The organism is Kocuria sp. p3-SID1428, from assembly GCF_025149945.1.
GTDB lineage: Bacteria > Actinomycetota > Actinomycetes > Actinomycetales > Micrococcaceae > Kocuria.
Genome location: NZ_JALXVH010000012.1, coordinates 18,939 through 36,395, shown reverse-complemented (window position 1 = coordinate 36,395; position 17,457 = coordinate 18,939). Strand labels below are relative to the sequence as shown.

Here is a 17,457-nt window from a genome sequence, read left to right as displayed (position 1 = left end):
CAGCTCGGTCTCAGTCCTCGGAGGGTCGGGTGCCGGGGCGGCGCAGCGGGGTCACCGTGGCCTCGGGCCGCTGGTCGGCCTCGAGGGCATCCTCAGGCTCCGCGGTCGCCTCGTCCTGCGGGCCTGCGGCTCCCGGGCGGCTTCCGTCCTGCCGGGACCTGTGCTCCGCGCCCGCGCCGGCGTCGTCGGCGGGATCGGAGAACAGCGACTCCCGATTCAGCCCGCGCGTGCCGGTGGTCGTGAAGGAGACCTCTTCGGCGCGCTGCCGGGCGCTGCGGGCATGTTCGGTGCGGGCTTCGACCGACTCCTCGGCCGGTGCACGCCGGGCGGCCGAGAGCTCCTGCTCATAGGCCTCCACGTCCTTCTCCAGGATGCGCAGCATGGACTCGGCATCGGCGATCAGCTCCGGCAGATCTCGCGAGATGCCCCGCACGAGCCAGCGCGCCAGAGCGAACTCGGCCTCCAGATGTGCCCGACGCAGCAGGTGCGGATCCGGCTCGGCGGGGGTGAGCCGTGCGTACTCGGCGATCACTGCGGCCGCGAACGACGGATCGCTGGCGCCGATCAGCCAGGCGAAGTCATCGGCGGGATCGCCCACGTGCACGTCCGACCAGCCGGTGACGGCCGTGACCCGATTGCCCTCCACGATCAGGTTGTCCTCGTGGAGATCTCCGTGGATCACATGCGTCGAGAAGCGCCACAGCGTGCGGTCCTCGAGGGCCTCCTCCCAACGGCGCAGCAGAGCCGCAGGGATGCGTCCGGTGCTCGCGGCCTGATCGAGCTCGCTGAGGCGGCGCCTGCGGCACTGCTCGGAGCTGTAGGCCGGGAGATCGGCGTCCATGACCATGGCGCGCGGCAGCGAGTGGATCGCAGCGATCAGCTGGCCCAGCTGCGCGGCCGCCGGTGGCACGGGCTCTGCGCTCGGCGGCTGCGGGCGCGTCGGCGGGGCCTCGGCCAGGTCCATGAGCTCGTCGATCGGCACGGGGCGCCCGGGCAGGTGCGAGTACACGAACAGGCGCCGACCGCGGTCCTCGACCGAGCCCACGACGGTGGGCATGTGGAACGGCAGCTTGGCGCGCAGAGCGGGGCTGAAGGAGCTGAGCACCGAGTGCTCGGAGGCCAGGCGCATGGAGGCCTCATCGCTCAGCGCGCTGCGCACGCGCCACCGGCGCTGCGAGGCATCGACGACCACAGCAGAGCGGAAGTCGGCGTCGTCGTCGGGGGAGGGGGCCACACCCGCGGGGCGCAGCCCGGGGACTGCCGCGGCCGCCGCGGCCGCCAGGTGCTCCAGGGACGATGTCATGCGGGCAACCCTACAAGCGGTTCCTGGCCGCTTCCCGCGCACGACGAAGGCATCCCGACCTGCTCCACAGCCTGCGCTGCAGGTCCGCGACGTGGCTCATGCGCACAGGTGCCGACGCTGGGCCCGCGAGTGCGGGAGCGACCGCGTGGCGTCGTCGGCGCCGGGCCCTAGAGTGGTCAGGTGCCCACAGACCAGACCCGCAACACCGCCGCAGCCCACGACCACCAGGCCCCCAGCCGCTCTGCCGAGCCGAGCTCTGATCGCCTGGACCCGTCGTCCATGCTCTCCACGGAGGCGCTCGATCGGCGCGCGGTCGAGCGCGAGCACACGGATCTGCGCCGCAGCGCCCGGCTCACGCTCGTGATGCTCGGCGGGCGCCTGCCGATGCGCGAGGACCGACTGGTGCTGCTGGAGCGCTCGCAGCTGCCGGAGCTGCCTTCTGATCCAGCGCGCCCGGAGGTCTTCCTGGGCGAGGTCGCCGCCTCCGCGGTGCTCATGGACCGGGCGCATGATCCGCAGCAGCGCGTGGGCGTCACGGTCCAGCCCTTGGACGACTCCCACTCCGCGCTGCAGGACACCACCCACGGCGTGGTCGATGAGCTCGGTCGGCAGATCGCGGCCGTCCAGGACCTGCTCGAGACCACCGCGCCCGGATACGAGTGGCAGGGGCTGCGTCGGGCGGCCCTGTCGCTGATCGGACGGTCCCCGGAGGACGAGGCGCTGGCGGTCGCCGCCCAGGCCGCTACCGCCTGGCACCTGGATCACCCCCGCTGCCCGCGCTGCGGAGAGATCACGGAGATCGAGCGCTCGGGCTGGGTGCGCGTGTGCCCCAACGACTCCTCGCTGCACTTCCCGCGCACCGACCCGGCGATCATCGTCAGCGTCACCGACGGCGAGCCTGGAAGCGACCAGGAGCGCCTGCTGCTGGGACGCGCCGCAGCATGGCCGGAGGACCGCTTCTCCACGCTGGCGGGCTTCGTGGAGCCGGGGGAGTCGATCGATCTGGCGGTGCGCCGCGAGATCCAGGAGGAGTCCGGCGCGATCGTGGGCGATGTCCGCATCCTGGGCTCTCAGCCGTGGCCGTTCCCGCGATCGCTGATGATCGGCTGCACCGCGCGCCTGCAGGGCGGAGCGGTCGCCCCGGACGGCGTCGAGATCGCCGAGCTGCGCTGGGTGACCCGCGAGCAGCTGCGCCGCACCTCGGAGGCCGGCGAGCTGAGGCTGCCCGGGCGGATCTCGATCGCCCGCAGCCTGATCGAGCACTGGTACGGCGGCGCGCTGACGGGGGTGGAATGGTGAGCATCGGGCACCTCGAGCGCGAGATCGTCCCGGACGCCGCCTCCTCGGCCCTGTTCGCACTGCCGGAGGCGGACCAGCGGCCGCTGGAGGAGCGCATCCTCGAGGGTCTGGATCCCGAGCAGCGCGAGGCCGCCACTGCTCTGCGCGGACCGGTCTGTCTGCTTGCCGGTGCCGGCACCGGCAAGACCCGGGCCATCACGCACCGGATCGCCTACGGGATCGCCGTGGGGGTCTACACCCCTCAGAAGGTCCTGGCGCTGACCTTCACGGCCCGGGCCGCCCATGAGATGCGCGATCGGCTGCGGCTGCTGGGCGCGGAGGGCGTCCAGGCCCGCACCTTCCACTCGGCGGCGCTGCGCCAGCTGCAGTACTTCTGGCCCCAGGCCGTGGGCGGATCCATCCCGGACCTGGTCACGCACAAGGCGCGGCTGATCGCCGAGGCCGCCGGCTCCATGCGCCTGAGCAGCGATCGCGCTGCGATCCGGGACCTCTCGGGGGAGATCGAGCGAGCCCGCGCCCTGCTGCTCGTGCCGGACATGTACCCGGATGCCATCGCCCGGGAGGCCGCCGCCGGAAGCGTCCGGGACCTGCCGGGTGGGCACAGCGCCACCACGATCCAGCGGCTGTGGCAGACCTACGAGGAGCTCAAGACCGACCGGAACCTGATCGACTTCGAGGATGTGCTGGCCGTGATGACCGGGATCCTCGAGGAGGATCAGCGCATCGCAGCGGCCGTGCGGGCGCAGTACCAGCACTTCGTGGTCGACGAGTACCAGGACGTCTCGCCTCTGCAGCAGCGCCTGCTCGACGCCTGGCTCGGCCCGCGCGACGACCTCTGCGTGGTCGGCGACGCCTCCCAGACCATCTACTCGTTCACCGGCGCCACGTCACGGCACCTGCTCGAGTTCCCCGCCCGCTACGACTCGGCCCGTGTGATCCGCCTGGTGCGCGACTACCGCTCCACGCCGCAGATCGTCGACACGGCCAATAGGCTGCTCAGCGCGCGGCGCCCCGGCCTGGACTCCACCGAGGGGCTGTGGGCCGAGCCCCTGCGCCTCGTGGGCCAGCGCGCGGCCGGGCCTGTTCCGGACTGGCATGAGTACCAGGATGATCAGGCCGAGGCCCAGGGCACCGCCGTGCGCATCCAGGATCTGCTCGACGACGGCGTGCCGGCCACCGAGATCGCCGTGCTCTACCGCACCAACGGACAGGCCCAGGCCTTCGAGACCGCCCTGGCGGATGCCGGGATCGGCTTCCGCCTGCGCGGCACCGAGCAGTTCTTCCGCCGCCCGGAGGTGCGCCAGGCGATCGTGCAGATCCGCTCGGCGGCCGGCGCCGAGGCGGAGGCCGGAACCGGTGCGGTCACCCAGCAGGTCCGGGACATGCTGCGTTCGCTGGGATGGTCGCGCAACGCTCCGCGCACTGTGGGCAGCACGCGCGAGAAGTGGGAGTCCATGGCCGCGCTCGTGGACATGACGGACCGCCTGGCCGCCGCGCACAGCGAATCGGTCAGTGCGGCCCAGCGCGCCGGCACGGAGGGCCCCGGGCCCTTCACGCTGGGCCACGTGGCCGAGGAGCTCGGCCGCAGGGCTGTGGCGCAGGACGCGCCCCCGGTCGAGGGCGTCACGCTGGCCTCGCTGCACTCGGCCAAGGGCCTGGAGTGGGATGCGGTCTTCCTGACCGGTCTGTCAGAGGGGCTCATGCCGATCACCTTCGCCGAGACCTCGGATGAGATCGACGAGGAGCGCCGCCTGCTCTACGTCGGCATCACCCGTGCCCGCGAGCAGCTCATGCTCTCGTGCTCGGCCTCGCGCACCCCGGGAGGCCGTGCCAATCGACGCCCCTCACGCTTCCTGAAGGATCTGCTGCTCACACGCTGAGACGGCCACGATCTCCGGCAGCCCGGCAGCCCGGCAGCCCTGACGCAGGACCTCACCCGCGGCACAGATCGCAGGCCGGTCCGGGCAGCTGCGGCAGAGCCGTGAGCGTGCTGAAGGGGTGCCCGGGACTGAGCAGCCACCGCTGCGGTGACTCCGGCGCCGCCTCCTCGGGCTCCAGCGCGGCGGCCAGCACGGCCTGGACCACCATCCCCGCCGCCCACGCCGTGTGCGCGGGAGTCGCGGCGCGCAGAGCCATCAGTGGCGTGGGACCGCCCGGCTGCTGCGCTGCGTGAGTCCCGGCCTGCTCGGCGATCCGCTGCAGGCACTGCTGACATGGCCGTCGGCGCCAGGCGGCGACCCGCCCGAGCACCGCAGCACTGAGCCCCGCGTGCTCGGGCAGCTGCAGCACCTCCACGAGCGGCACTGCCGACGGAAGCGCCAGATGATCGGCGGGCAGCTCGAGCTGCTCGCCGTGCTGTGCGGATGCCCGCAGACGGGAGGCCCGCAGCACCACGCGGCCGGGGCGCGCGTCGGTGAGGACGTCGTCGGTCCAGGTCACCGGGGCTGCCAGGGCGTTGGCCGAGCGGATGCGTCGGCGCGTGCACAGGTCCCGGGGCAGTCCCACCTCGGTCGAGTCGAAGGAGCCGGCGCGGGCATCGGACCAGGTGACCCAGCCGTCGTCGACCACGGTGAAGCCGCGCACCCCGCACCCGGCGAGCATCACGGCCGCGGCCGCGGTGACTGGGCTCAGCCCCAGCAGCAGCACGCGTATCTCGCACACGGCCGCGCCCAGGCTCCGGTGCGTGGCAGCGGACCGGGGCATGAGCAGGGCATCGAGCCGAGCCGGCGCGGCGGGCACGGGAGCCATGGGCAGCATGGGAGTCCTCTCAGCGGGCGGAGTCATCGGCGGACAATGGGGATCCGGGAAGCCCTCGGGCCTGCAGTCTGCGCGAGACCGGGCCGGGGCGGCGGCTGTCCACAGGCGAGGGTGGGTAGCCTTCGGTCCATGCCTGCCGCCCGTCTCCCCCGCCAGCAGCCCGCCGCTCACTCGGACAGCGCAGCCGTCGCGGCCGAGCCCGTCGCAGCAGAGTCGGGCGCCGTCGGCGGCGCGGAGCCGGAGGTCGAGGTCCGGCGCTCGCAGCGCCGTCGTCGCACGGTCTCGGCGCACTGGTCGGGGCAGCGGATCGTCCTGCAGGTCCCGGCGAGGATGTCAGCCCGGGAGGTCGCGCGGTGGTCCGAGCAGATGACCGCCCGACTGGTGGCCCAGCGCGAGCGCACCCTCGCCGCGTCGAACGCCCGCGGGCGCGACGAGTACCTGATGGGCCGGGCACGGCAGCTCTCCGAGCGGCTCCTGGAGGGGAGGGCCCAGCCGACGGACGTGGTGTGGACCTCCCGGCAGATCACCCGCTGGGCCTCGGCCACGCCTGCCACGGGACGGATCCGCGTCTCGGATCGGCTGCGCAGTGCCCCTGAGTGGGTGCTCGACACCGTGCTGCACCACGAGCTGTGCCACCTGCTGGAGGCAGGTCATGGCCGGGAGTTCCGCCGTCTGGAGGCCCTGCATCCGGACATGGCCAGGGCCCAGGCCTTCCTTGAGGGAGCGGCCTGGGCCCTGGGGCAGGAGGATCAGCGTCCGCTGTCTCCCGAATCCGGATCGGAATCCGACTCCGCCTCGGAGCCCGGCTCCTGATCCTCAGCGGTGCCGGAGCCGCTCGCGTCGTCCCCGGACATGGACTCGCTGTCCAGGAGGCTGCGCAGGGCGGCGTCGAACTCGTCCTCGGAGGCGGTGAGCAGCCCGCGCCGGGACTCGTAGCCCTCGGGATCGTCGAGGTCCTCGTCGGTGGGCAGCAGCTCGGGGGACTCCCAGAGCCCGTCGCGGTCCTCGAGGCCCCGGCGCTGCTCGACGCGCTCCCAGAATGCGGCGGCGTCGCGCATGCGGCGCGGGCGCAGCTCGAGCCCGATCAGGGAGGCGAAGGCGTGCTCGGCGGGCCCGCCCGAGGCGCGACGGCGGCGGATGGTCTCCGACAGCGCGGATGCTGAGGGCAGATTGGCGGTGGCGCGCACGGTCACGACGTCGACCCAGCCCTCGATCAGCGCCAGCAGCGTCTCGAGGCGACCCAGCACGGCCTTCTGCTCGGCCGACTGCTCCGGCACGAAGACCCCGGAGCTCAGCGCCTCCTGCACGGCGGAGGGGTCCGAGGGGTCGATATCGGCGGCCAGGCCCTCGATGCGCTCCATGTCGATATGGATCTCGCGGGAGAACCGGGTGATCAGGTCGATCAGGTGGGGGCGCAGCCAGGGGGCTGCGTGGAAGAGGCGGGTGTGCACGACCTCCCGGACGGCCAGGTAGATCACGATCTCCTGAGCGGGGATGTCCAGGCCCTCGCCGAACTCCTCGACATTGCGCGGCAGCATGGCCGAGCGGTCCTCGGCCAGCGGCAGTCCGATGTCCGAGGAGGAGACGACCTCGGCCGCCAGCCCGCCGATGGCCTGGCCCAGCTGCATGGCGAACATCATCCCGCCGGCGCCGGCGAGCATGTTCGAGGCCCCGCCCATCATCTGGGAGACCTCCTCCGGCATCTGCTGGGTGAGGGTGTCCGTCAGCGCCTTGGTGATCGACTCGGCCACGGGGCCGGTGATCTCCTGCCAGGTCCCGAAGGTGGCCTCGACCCATTCGGAGCGCGACCAGGCGGCAGGCTGCACCGGGCCCTGCCCGAAGTTCGTGTGGTCCTCGACCCACAGCTGCGCCAGCTGCACGGCGTCATCGACGACCTTGCGCTGGGACTCCGTCACGGAGGGGTCCCCTCCGGCGGAGACGACCCTGCGGGCGTGGTCCTTGGCGGCCTGCCAGTTGACGGGGCCGTCCTGGCCGGCGCCCGAGAACATGGACTGCACCTGCGCGAACATGGCCTGCAGGGCGCCAGGGTCGGACGGCATGCCCATCTTCTGCAGGTCCTCCTGCGACATTCCGGACTGTCCCAGGAACTGCTGGAACATCTGCTGGAAGGGGTCCTGGCCCTGACCCTCGCGGTCGTCGTCGCCGTTCGGTGACTGGGAGCTCATGGTCCTGGTCCTGTTCTGAAGATCGATGGCTTCGTGCGCCGCCGGCGGCACCCCGTACGGGGGCGGTCCCGGTGGCCTGTGGGGGCCCTCGTGCGCTGGGCACGCGGGCGTCGTCCACCCAGCGTAGCGACGGCGGCCCGGCGCCGGCCCGTCGTTCGCTGGGAGCATGCCGCAGCGCGTCGGACTAGGATCGGTCGATATCCGCTCGCCGAGTGCGTGCGGTCCTGTCCCGCCGGTGCCCGAGTAGATCCTGAGGTCCAGCCCCGTGTCCCGTTCCCGATTCCGCCCCGGTCTGGAAGGCGGATCGCTGATCGCGGCCGGTGCGCTGCTGATCGTGTGCGCCTGGGCCCCCTCCCCGTACGTGGTCGAGCGGCCGGGCCCCACGTTCGACATCGCCGGAGAGGTCGGCGACGAGCCGATCATGACGATCGAGGGTGCGCAGACCTACCCCACCGACTCGCAGCTCGACTTCTCGACCGTCTACGTGGTCGGCGGCCCGGACTCGCGTCCGCGCGTGCTCGAGACCATGATCTCGTGGGCGGATCCGGGCATGGCGGTCCTGCCGCTGGAGGTCATGTACCCGCCGGCGACCACCCAGCAGGAGGTCGACGACTCGGGCACCGCCGCCATGGAGTCCTCGCAGGACATGGCGATCGCCGCCGGGCTGAACAACCTCGAGCATGACTACCGGACCACCCTGAGCGTCATCGGGGTCGTGCCCGGGGCGCCGGCGGAGTCCTCGGTGCGGATCGGCGATCAGCTGCTCGAGCTCGACGGCGAGCCCATCGCCTCCCTCGAGACCCTGCGCGAGGACCTCCAGGCCATGGGCGATGACACCGCCGAGCTCACGGTGCTGCGTGAGGGCTCGCGCCGCAGCCTCTCCGTCGAGACGATCGATGAGGGCCACGGCCGCCAGCTCGGCGTCTACCTCGATCGCGAGTTCGACTTCCCCCTCGACGTCGAGTTCGGACTGGAGGACGTGGGCGGGCCGAGCGCGGGGATGATGCTCTCGCTGAGCCTGATCGACCAGCTCACCGAGGGCTCGCTGGCTGGCGAGCACCACGTGGTCGGCACCGGGACCATTGACGCCGAGGGCGATGTCGGCCCGATCGGCGGCATCCGGCAGAAGATGATCGGAGCCTCGGATGCCGACGCCGATCTGTTCCTGGCGCCGGTGGAGAACTGCGACGAGGTGCGCGGCCACGAGCCGGACGGCCTGCCCGTCGTCGCGGTGGACACCCTCGATGATGCCGAGGAGGCTCTGGCCGTGCTGGCCGAGGACGGCGATCTGTCCTCGCTGCCCACCTGCGCTGACGCTCAGGACTGAGCAGGCTCCCGAACCTCGGCTCTCAGCGGATTCACCGACTTTGCTCATGTCCTCGCCAGACGGGACAATAGCGGCAGTGTCCCGTCTCACTCGGGGCACCTGACCTCTCTCGACCCGCCCGATCGACCAGCGCCGCAGGTGCGTCGCCCGGGTACGGGTCGCGAATGCTCCTACCCCCACGGAAGGCCCAGGATCACGTGAGCGCTGGACCGGCAGAACCGCCCCGCCCGCCGAAGGGCCCGTCAGGCAGGACTCCCGCTGGAGACGGGCCGGCAGCCCGGCAGTCCCGGCGCAACGGAGCCCTGCTGCCGACCGTCATCATCGTGGTGGCCCTGATCGCCGCGTTCGTGGCCTTCACGCAGGTGTATACCGAGATCCTGTGGTTCGACCAGCTCGGGTACCTGAACGTGTTCGCCACGCAGAACATCGCGCGTGCGGGGCTGTTCATCGTCGCCGCGCTGCTGGTCGCCGGGCTTCTGTGGACGGCCATGCGCCTGGCCTACCGCAATCGGCCGATCACCGCCGCGGATGCGGTGGATGACAACCTGCGCCGGTATCAGCAGGCCTTCGAGCCGGTGCGCCGGATCGCCATGATCGCGGTCCCGGCGCTGTTCGGCCTGTTCACGGCCTCCACGATCGCCTCCCAGTGGGAGACCGTCCTGCTGTTCTTCCACCAGGTCCCCTTCGGGCAGGAGGACCCCGAGTTCGGCATGGACCTGGCCTTCTGGGTCTTCACGCTGCCGTTCCTGCAGCTGGTGATCGGCTTCCTGAGCTCCACGCTGCTGCTGTGCGGCATCGCCGCGCTGCTGGTCCACTACCTCTACGGCGCCATCCGGCTCTCCGAGCGGGGACTGAGCTTCAGCCGCGCGGCTCGCGTGCAGCTGGCTGTGACGGCGGCCGCGTTCCTCGTGCTGCAGGGCGTGAACTTCTGGCTGGACCGCTACGCCACCCTGAACAACACCGGCGGCAGCTGGACCGGGGCCATGTACACGGACATCAACGCCGTGATCCCGGTGCGCGGCATCCTGGCCGCCGCGGCGCTGGTGGTCGCCGCGCTGTTCATCGCCTCCGCGATCATGGGCCGCTGGCGCCTGCCCATGATCGGCACGGCCATGCTCGTGATCGTCGCCGTGGTCGCCGGCGGGATCTACCCCTCGCTCGTGCAGCGCTTCCAGGTCCTGCCCTCCGAGCAGCAGATGGAGGACGAGTACATCCAGCGCAACATCGACGGCACCCGCGCCGCCTTCGATCTGGAGGACACCGAGACCCAGCCCTACGACGCCACCACGCAGACGAAGGAGGGCGCGCTGGCCGACTATGAGGAGACCACGAGCAACATCCGCCTGCTGGACCCCAACGTCGTCTCCCCGGCCTTCGCACAGCTGCAGCAGTTCCGCCCGTACTACTCGTTCCCCTCCACGCTGAACGTCGATCGCTACGAGATCGACGGCCAGGTGCAGGACACCGTGCTGGCCGCTCGTGAGCTCAATCAGGGCGAGACCGAGGGCTGGTACAACCAGCACGTCGTCTACACGCACGGCTACGGCATGATCGCGGCCTTCGGCGACCGCGTGGAGGCGGACGGGTCCCCGTCGTTCATCCAGGGCGGCATCAAGGCCGACGGCGAGATCTCCGAGGACTACGAGCCCCGGATCTACTTCGGCGAGCAGTCCCCGGAGTACTCGATCGTCGGCGGCACGGAGGAGGACCCCAAGCTCGAGCTGGACCGGCCGTCGACCACCGACGACGAGGACGACGACGTCCGCACCACGTTCTCCGGCGACGGCGGCCCCAACGTGGGCAACCCGCTGAACCGGCTGTCCTACGCCATCAAGTTCCAGTCCACGGATCTGATGTTCTCGGATGCCGTGCGACCGGATTCGCAGGTCCTCTTCGACCGCACCCCGCGCGAGCGCGTGGAGAAGGTCGCCCCGTACCTGACGGTCGACGGCAACCCGTACCCCGCGATCGTGGATGGGGAGGTCAAGTGGATCGTGGACGCCTACACGACCTCGGACGCCTACCCGTACTCCACTCCCATGGAGCTGGACGACGCCACCGAGGACACCTCGACGGCCGAGGGCGCCTCCGCGGCGCTGCCCAGCGAGCAGGCCAACTACATGCGCAACTCGGTCAAGGCCACGGTCGATGCGTACGACGGCTCCGTGGATCTGTACGCATGGGACGAGCAGGACCCCGTGCTGCAGGCGTGGCAGGGCATCTTCCCGGCCTCGTTCAAGCCGTATTCGGAGATGTCGGCCGATCTGATGGAGCACGTGCGCTACCCGGAGGACATCTTCAAGGTCCAGCGCGAGCTGCTCAACCGCTATCACGTCACTGACTCGGGCTCGTTCTATGCCGGCGACGACGTCTGGTCGATCCCGAACGACCCCACGACCGATGTCTCCACGGCCATCCCGCCGTACTACCTGTCCATGCAGATGCCGGGGGAGTCGGAGGCCAGCTTCCAGCTGACCACCCCGTTCATCCCGCAGCAGAACGAAGGGGAGAACTCCCGCAACGTGCTCTACGGCTACCTGGCCGCCAACGGCGATGCAGGCACCGGCGAGGACGGCGTGAAGTCGGACGAGTACGGAGATCTGAAGCTGCTCGAGCTGCCCCGGAGCTCGGTGGTCCCGGGACCGGGACAGGCGCAGAACAACTTCAACTCGAACACCGAGGTCTCCTCGGCGCTGAACCTGCTGCGTCAGGGCGGCTCCGAGGTGATCAACGGCAACATGCTGGCCCTGCCGGTCAACGACGGCATGATGTACATCCAGCCCGTGTACGTGCGCTCCTCGGGCGAGTCCGGCTATCCCACGCTGCGGCGCGTGCTGGTCAGCTTCGGCGAGGAGGTCGGCTTCGCGCCCACGCTCGATGAGGCCCTGGATCAGGTCTTCGGCGGCGACTCGGGCGCTGAGACGACCGACGGCGCCGGCGTCACCGAGGAAGAGGCTGCCCAGGCGGCCGAGGGCGGCGAGCAGCCGGCCGAGGAGGAGCAGTCCTCCGACGGCGAGACCTCCGCTCCCAGCGGCGGCGCCGACCTGGACTCGGCGCTCTCGGATGCCGCCGATGCCATGGCGGACTCGCAGACGGCCATGGAGGACGGCGACTGGGCCGCCTACGGCGAGGCCCAGGATCGCCTCGACGACGCCCTCAACCGCGCCATGACGGCCGAGGGCATCGACACCAGCGCCTCGCCGGGTCCCACAGATCCGAACGCGGATCAGTGATCGGGCGGTCGGTCGATTCCTGAGGCTGAGGTGAGGGCCCCGTCGGGACGAGTGCAGCGCTCGTCCCGACGGGGCCTTCCTCATATCCCGGCAGCGCCGGCGACGGGCCGATGGACGTGCCGTGAACGCCCGGCGACCGCCGGTTTGCGAAGCACCGGACAAGTGCGTATAGTCTTTCTCTGTCGCCGCGGGGTGGAGCAGTTCGGTAGCTCGCTGGGCTCATAACCCAGAGGTCGCAAGTTCAAATCTTGCCCCCGCAACCACGTAGGACGAAGACCCCCGGAACCGATGGTTCCGGGGGTCTTCTGCTGTGCCCGGCCCCTGCGCCGTACGGGTGTCGGAGGTGCATCGCGGGGCCACTCGATCTGATGTGCGTGAGAGCTCTGTGGTGTCCGGCTTCAGCGCACGACGCCGGAGACCACAGAGCTCTCACGAGCCTTGGGGCCGGGACGGACCGACGGCCGGTCGGCTGCCCCACGACTTCTGGGGAGCAGGCCGGCCGTCAGGTCCAGCGGGCTCAGTGCTCGATCTCGCCGATCTGCTGGGGCGCGGGCAGGCTGGAGAGGTGATCCGTGGTGCGCCCGGCCTTCAGGGCGGCGAACCGGGCCTCGACCTCGGACTCCTGGCTGAGGTCCTCAAGGGATTCGAACTGCGCGTCCAGGCTGGAGGCGGCGAGCTCCTGCTGGCCCAGCACGCGTGCCTCCTCGCGGCGGATCTTCTCCTCGAAGCGCGAGACCTCGGAGGTGGGATCCATGACGTCGAAGGCCTTGAGCGCGTCCTGGACTTGCGACTGCGCCTGGACGGTCTTCTGACGGGCGTTGAGCTCGTCGCGCTTGTTCGACAGCTCCTGGAGCTTGGAGCGCATCTTGTTCAGGCCGTCCTTGAGGCGGTTGACCACCTCGGTCTGCGCCTGGATCTGCGGCTCGGCCCCGCGCGCCTCGGACTCGTGCTGCATCTGGCGCTGGAGGGCGATCCTGGTCAGGTTGTCGAACTTCTCGGCCTCGCCGCTCTGGCCGCTGCTGCGGAACTGATCGGCGCGGTTCGAGGCGGCCATGGCCTTGGAGCCCCACTCCTGGGCCTCGCGGACGTCCTCGTCGTGGTCCTGCTCCAGCATCCGCAGCTGCCCGATGGTCTGGGCGACGGCGGCCTCGGCCTCGCGGATGTTCTCCGTGTAGTCGCGCACCATCTGATCCAGCATCTTCTGCGGATCCTCGGCCTGGTCGATCAGCGCGTTGATGTTGGCGCGGGTGAGTTGGGCGATCCGCCCGAAGATGGACTGCTTGGACATGTCGGTTCCTCCTGATGTGTGGTGAGCTGATGGTGTGTGGTGAGCTGATGGTTGTGTCGACGACTGCTGGTCGTGCGCAGCGGGGGGCGAGGGATTCGGCGGCAGGGCGGCTTCAGAACCTCCCGCCGGAGCTGCGACGCCCGCCGCCTCCGAAGGAGCCCCCTGCGGAGGACCCGCCGCCGAAGCCTCCGTTGAATCCGCCGTTGAAGCCTCCGCCGCGGAATCCGCCGGAGCCGCGGCCCGAGCCGTCCATGAGCTCGTCGAGGATCGATCCGATGAGGATGCCGCCCAGGGCGGCTCCGCCATAGGACCCGGAGCCGGTGGTGCGGCGCTGGGAGAAGTCGAGGGAGTCGGCGTGGGCGCCGTCCAGCGCCTGCTGAGCCTGGTGCTCTGCCTGCTGGGCGGCCTCGAGCGCCGCCTGGGGATCGGGCTGGGCCTGCTGCTGGGCTCGCTCCAGATAGCTCTGCGCGTTGGCCAGACTGGTCCGTGCCTCGTGCCCGATGCCGCCGCGATTGCCCCAGATGTAGCGCTCGGCGGCCTGCACGCGGCTCCGGGCCGCCTCCAGGGCCTGCTCGAGCCGCCCGCGCAGCGCCCGGTCCTGCTCGGCGGCGGAGCGCAGGTCACCCAGCGAGCGATCGAGCTGGTCCCGGGAGAGATCCAGACGGTGCTGCAGCTCGACCGGATCGATGCGCTCGGCCTTCAGCTGCTGGTCGATGCTGCCCAGCACGGAGCTCATCCCGGCCGCGGCCGCCGCCAGATCGGGGCGGGAGCCGTCGCGCGCATAGGCCTCGGCCTCGGCGATATCGCGCTGGGCCAGGGCCATGGCATCGCGCAGCCCGGTCTCCGCGGTGCCCAGGGCCTCGGCGGATTCGCGGATCGAGCGCAGCAGCCCGGATGCCTGCCCGGCTGCCTCCTCGCCGGCGCGCAGCCGCACGACGGCGCTCGAGCGGTCGTCGCCGCGAGCGGAATCCTCGGCGGTGCCCGTCATCTCATCAGCGAAGCGCAGGCGCTCGTGAGCCTGGTCGAGGTCCTCACGCAGCGGCCGCAGCGCGGAGTCGGCGAAGCGGGCGCTGAGCTGGTCGATCTGCGCGGCGGCGGCCTCGAGCTCGGGGCGGATGCGCTGCGATTCGTCCCTCAGCTGGGCCAGGGCCTCTGGGAGACGGGTCTCCAGCTGTCGCAGCTGCGCGAAGGCCTCCTTCTGCTCTTCGAGCGGGCGCTGGGCGTCGCGCGTGCGGCCGATGATCTCCGTGAGCCACGAGCGCTGGTCGTCCTCGGAATCCGGGATGTGATCGTCGAGCTGCTGCTGCAGGGCGAAGCAGGCCCGCATGTGCTCCTTGGCCTGCAGGATCGCCTCCTCGAAGGGTGCGACCTGCGCCTGGCTGTACTCCAGCCGTGCGAACTCGAGCTCCTGCTCGGAATGCTGGATCGCGTTATCGGCGGCGACGATCTGCTCCCCGGCGCGGACTCGCAGCTCCTTCAGGGGCACATCGGCGAACTCGCCGAAGCGCGAGCGGCGGGCTTCACCGTGCTGGCGGCGCTGACCCGCGCGCTGCCGATCCACCCGGCGGGCCGCGCGCAGTGCGAACGGAACGAAGATCGCGGCCAGGCCGATCAGCAGGACCAGCATCACGGGGCTGAAGGAGAAGCCCCCGCCGCTGTCCGAGGCGCTGCTGGTGCCTTCGGCAGCCTGCTCGAGGCCCTCGACGGCACCGGCCACGGCCCCGTCCCAGTCGTCGGCGGACAGCTCGGGGACGATGTCGTCCTGATAGATGCTGTCTTGCTCGCTGAGGCTGACCTCTCCGCCGTCGCCGGCCAGGAAGCGGGCCTCCCGGTCCTGCGAGGCCACCGCCAGCAGGGCGTCCGAGCTGCCCAGACCGCTGGCGAGCCAGGTCTGCTCGACCCATTCGTCGGCGGAGGCAGCACCCGTGAACTCGTCGACGATCACGACGCTGAGCGTGACGCCCTCATCCCGGGTGAGCTGCTCGATCTGGTCCTCGAGCCCGCCCGGGTCCTGGAGGACGCCGGAGTCATCGACGATGCGCTCGCCGCTGGGCAGGTCCATCGGGGGCGCGGCGCAGGCAGGTGCGGCCGCGCTGAGCAGCGCGACGGCTCCCAGAGCGCTGACGATGCTGCGTGGCGCACCGGATCGTCGGCTGGCCCGGCTCGTGTGCTGAGGCATGGTCTCCGTGGGGGTCGGTCGCTTGCGGCGCACACCGCAGCCCTCGGCGGGCGAGGGGAGCCGCGACGTGGTGGCGATCACTCACGGCGAGTATAGGACTCGGGTGCGACGAGCCGCGGATCCGCGCGACGACGCACAGCGCCCGGACAGGCTGTTCCCAGGGGTCCTGACCCGACACCCAGCGGCGTTCCAGGCGGCACCTGGATACTGTGGGCCGCGATGCATGCGGGCCCTGCCTGCGGACCGCGCCTGGGGCGACCCGAGGCCCCGAGCATCGATCGATGAGAACTTCGCATGAGGAGCACTGGCTTGAGCAACGGCGCCGACACCCCCCGCCCGGACGATCGCCGAGGCGACGGCACGGGAGGGCAGCCGGGGCCGCAGTCCCCTCAGCCGGCTTCCGGGCGCGACGCAGAGGCCGCCAGCACCGCCCCTCAGCCGATCATCGGGCAGGACCCGCGCCTCGGGCAGCATCCCGATCCGCAGGCCCAGGCCGCGCAGCACCCGGCCGAGGCCTCGGCGGCGGGGCCGTACGGGCAGCCGGAGCCGCGCAGCCCGTACTCCCAGCAGCCGCAGGCCGCCGCTTCGCAGAACGGTCCCGGGTACGGCTACGGGCAGCAGCCCGCAGGCGGCTACGGACGGAACCCCGCAGGTGCTGAGCCGCAGACCCGACGCCGCGGGGCAGCCGGGCTGGTCGCCGGCGGACTGATCCTCTCCGCCCTGGTAGGCGCGGGCACCTACGCCGCGGTGGATGCCGCCACCGGCTCCGAGGACTCCTCCACGGCCTCGGCTTCGCGCGAGCTGATCGTCAACGACACCGACTCCGTCACGGAGATCACCGGTGCTGCGGCCAAGGCGGCTCCGTCGGTGGTGACGATCTCCTCGTCGGACGGCCAGAGCGCCGGCTCCGGCTCGGGCATCATCCTGGATGAGGAGGGCCACATCCTCACCAACACCCATGTGGTGACCATGGACGGGCAGTCCAGCGACCCGTCGATCGAGGTGCAGCTCTCCGACGGCACCGTGACCACCGCCGAGGTCGTCGGCACGGACCCGCTGTCCGACCTGGCGGTCATCAAGATCGAGCACGAGGGACTCGTGCCGGCCGAGCTCGGCAGCTCGAGCGAGCTGAACGTGGGCGAGACCGCGATCGCCATCGGTGCTCCGCTGGGGTTGTCCGGCACCGTCACCGACGGCATCATCTCCACGACTGATCGCACGATCGCCGTCGCCTCCTCGGCCGTGCCCGAGACCCCGGACGAGGGCGAGGGATCGCAGGAGGACCCGGGCGGGGGCAGCTGGCAGGACTTCTTCTTCGACTACGGCCAGGGCGATTCCTCGCAGGGCCAGACGGAGTCGGTGTTCCTGAACGTCATCCAGACCGACGCCTCCATCAACCCGGGCAATTCCGGCGGCGCACTGGTCGATGTGGACGGCAAGGTGGTCGGCATCAACGTGGCGATCGCCTCGGCCTCTGGCGACGACTCGGCCGCCGGCAGCATCGGCGTCGGCTTCGCGATCCCGATCGATCACGCCGAGCGCATCGCCCAGGAGATCATCGACACCGGCGAGGCCACCCACGGCTACCTGGGCGCAGGCGTCTCGGCCGCTGCTGCTGACGACGGCGACAGCCAGAGCTTCTCGCAGGGTGCGCTCGTGCGCTCCGTGGAGGACGGCTCGCCAGCCGATGAAGCCGGTCTGCGCGAGGGCGACATCATTCGCAGCTTCAACGGACACACGACCCTGGATGCCGATGAGTTCACGGCCGCGGTGCGCGAGGTCCCGGCAGGCGGCAAGGGCGAGCTGGTCTACGAGCGCGACGGACGCGAGGAGACCGTGGAGGTCACGGTCGCCGACGCTGCCGACGCCGGCTGAGTCCACGCGC

General features: G+C 71.2%; 11 protein-coding genes and 1 tRNA gene. 7 read left to right on the top strand and 5 right to left on the bottom strand.

Features of this window, described 5'->3' with window-relative positions; translation table 11 throughout:
• Positions 1-10: 10 nt before the first annotated feature.
• Entirely contained in the window at positions 11-1,303 is a 1,293-nt protein-coding gene (locus M3E84_RS04345) for a macrolide 2'-phosphotransferase (RefSeq protein WP_259894784.1), read from the bottom strand.
• A gap of 180 nt (positions 1,304-1,483) precedes the next feature.
• Here M3E84_RS04345 and nudC point away from each other — a divergent pair, with 180 nt between their 5' ends.
• Together nudC and M3E84_RS04335 are read left to right on the top strand one after the other, a co-directional pair.
• Complete coding sequence (gene nudC, locus M3E84_RS04340) at positions 1,484-2,602, top strand: NAD(+) diphosphatase (protein ID WP_259894782.1); 1,119 nt, start codon at positions 1,484-1,486, stop codon at positions 2,600-2,602.
• Positions 2,596-4,482, top strand: coding sequence for an ATP-dependent helicase (locus M3E84_RS04335; protein ID WP_396415561.1), 1,887 nt, complete (start codon positions 2,596-2,598; stop codon positions 4,480-4,482). The genes nudC and M3E84_RS04335 overlap by 7 nt, the downstream gene beginning before the upstream one ends.
• Positions 4,483-4,534: 52 nt before the next feature.
• Here the strand turns inward: M3E84_RS04335 and M3E84_RS04330 are convergent, their stop codons facing one another.
• Positions 4,535-5,350, bottom strand: a complete 816-nt coding sequence (locus M3E84_RS04330) for a ThiF family adenylyltransferase (protein ID WP_259894779.1) — start codon at positions 5,348-5,350, stop codon at positions 4,535-4,537.
• Positions 5,351-5,488: 138 nt separating this feature from the next.
• On the opposite strand from M3E84_RS04330, the gene M3E84_RS04325 reads away from it, so the two are divergent.
• Positions 5,489-6,172: a M48 family metallopeptidase gene (locus M3E84_RS04325; protein WP_259894778.1), complete on the top strand. Its 684-nt coding sequence runs from the start codon at positions 5,489-5,491 to the stop codon at positions 6,170-6,172.
• Here the strand turns inward: M3E84_RS04325 and M3E84_RS04320 are convergent.
• A complete protein-coding gene (locus tag M3E84_RS04320) occupies positions 6,109-7,545 on the bottom strand; it encodes a zinc-dependent metalloprotease (protein WP_259894776.1) in 1,437 nt (478 codons plus the stop codon). The genes M3E84_RS04325 and M3E84_RS04320 overlap by 64 nt on opposite strands.
• A 265-nt stretch (positions 7,546-7,810) precedes the next feature.
• On the opposite strand from M3E84_RS04320, the gene M3E84_RS04315 reads away from it, so the two are divergent.
• From M3E84_RS04315 to M3E84_RS04305, 3 genes are all read left to right on the top strand, one after another.
• Positions 7,811-8,872 carry a PDZ domain-containing protein gene (locus M3E84_RS04315; RefSeq protein WP_259894775.1) on the top strand — a complete coding sequence of 354 codons (1,062 nt, stop codon included), beginning with the start codon at positions 7,811-7,813 and terminating at the stop codon, positions 8,870-8,872.
• 197 nt (positions 8,873-9,069) lie between these two features.
• Positions 9,070-12,105 carry a UPF0182 family protein gene (locus tag M3E84_RS04310; RefSeq protein ID WP_259894773.1) on the top strand — a complete coding sequence of 1,012 codons (3,036 nt, stop codon included), beginning with the start codon at positions 9,070-9,072 and terminating at the stop codon, positions 12,103-12,105.
• A gap of 186 nt (positions 12,106-12,291) precedes the next feature.
• Positions 12,292-12,368 (top strand) — tRNA-Met (locus M3E84_RS04305).
• Positions 12,369-12,622: 254 nt separating this feature from the next.
• Here the strand turns inward: M3E84_RS04305 and M3E84_RS04300 are convergent.
• Positions 12,623-13,393, bottom strand: coding sequence for a PspA/IM30 family protein (locus M3E84_RS04300; protein WP_259894772.1), 771 nt, complete (start codon positions 13,391-13,393; stop codon positions 12,623-12,625).
• A gap of 112 nt (positions 13,394-13,505) precedes the next feature.
• Entirely contained in the window at positions 13,506-15,653 is a 2,148-nt protein-coding gene (locus M3E84_RS04295; RefSeq protein WP_259894771.1) for a TPM domain-containing protein, read from the bottom strand.
• 228 nt (positions 15,654-15,881) lie between these two features.
• Here M3E84_RS04295 and M3E84_RS04290 point away from each other — a divergent pair, with 228 nt between their 5' ends.
• On the top strand, positions 15,882-17,447 hold the full coding sequence (locus tag M3E84_RS04290; protein ID WP_259894770.1) for a S1C family serine protease: 1,566 nt from the start codon (positions 15,882-15,884) through the stop codon (positions 17,445-17,447).
• Positions 17,448-17,457 lie beyond the last annotated feature (10 nt).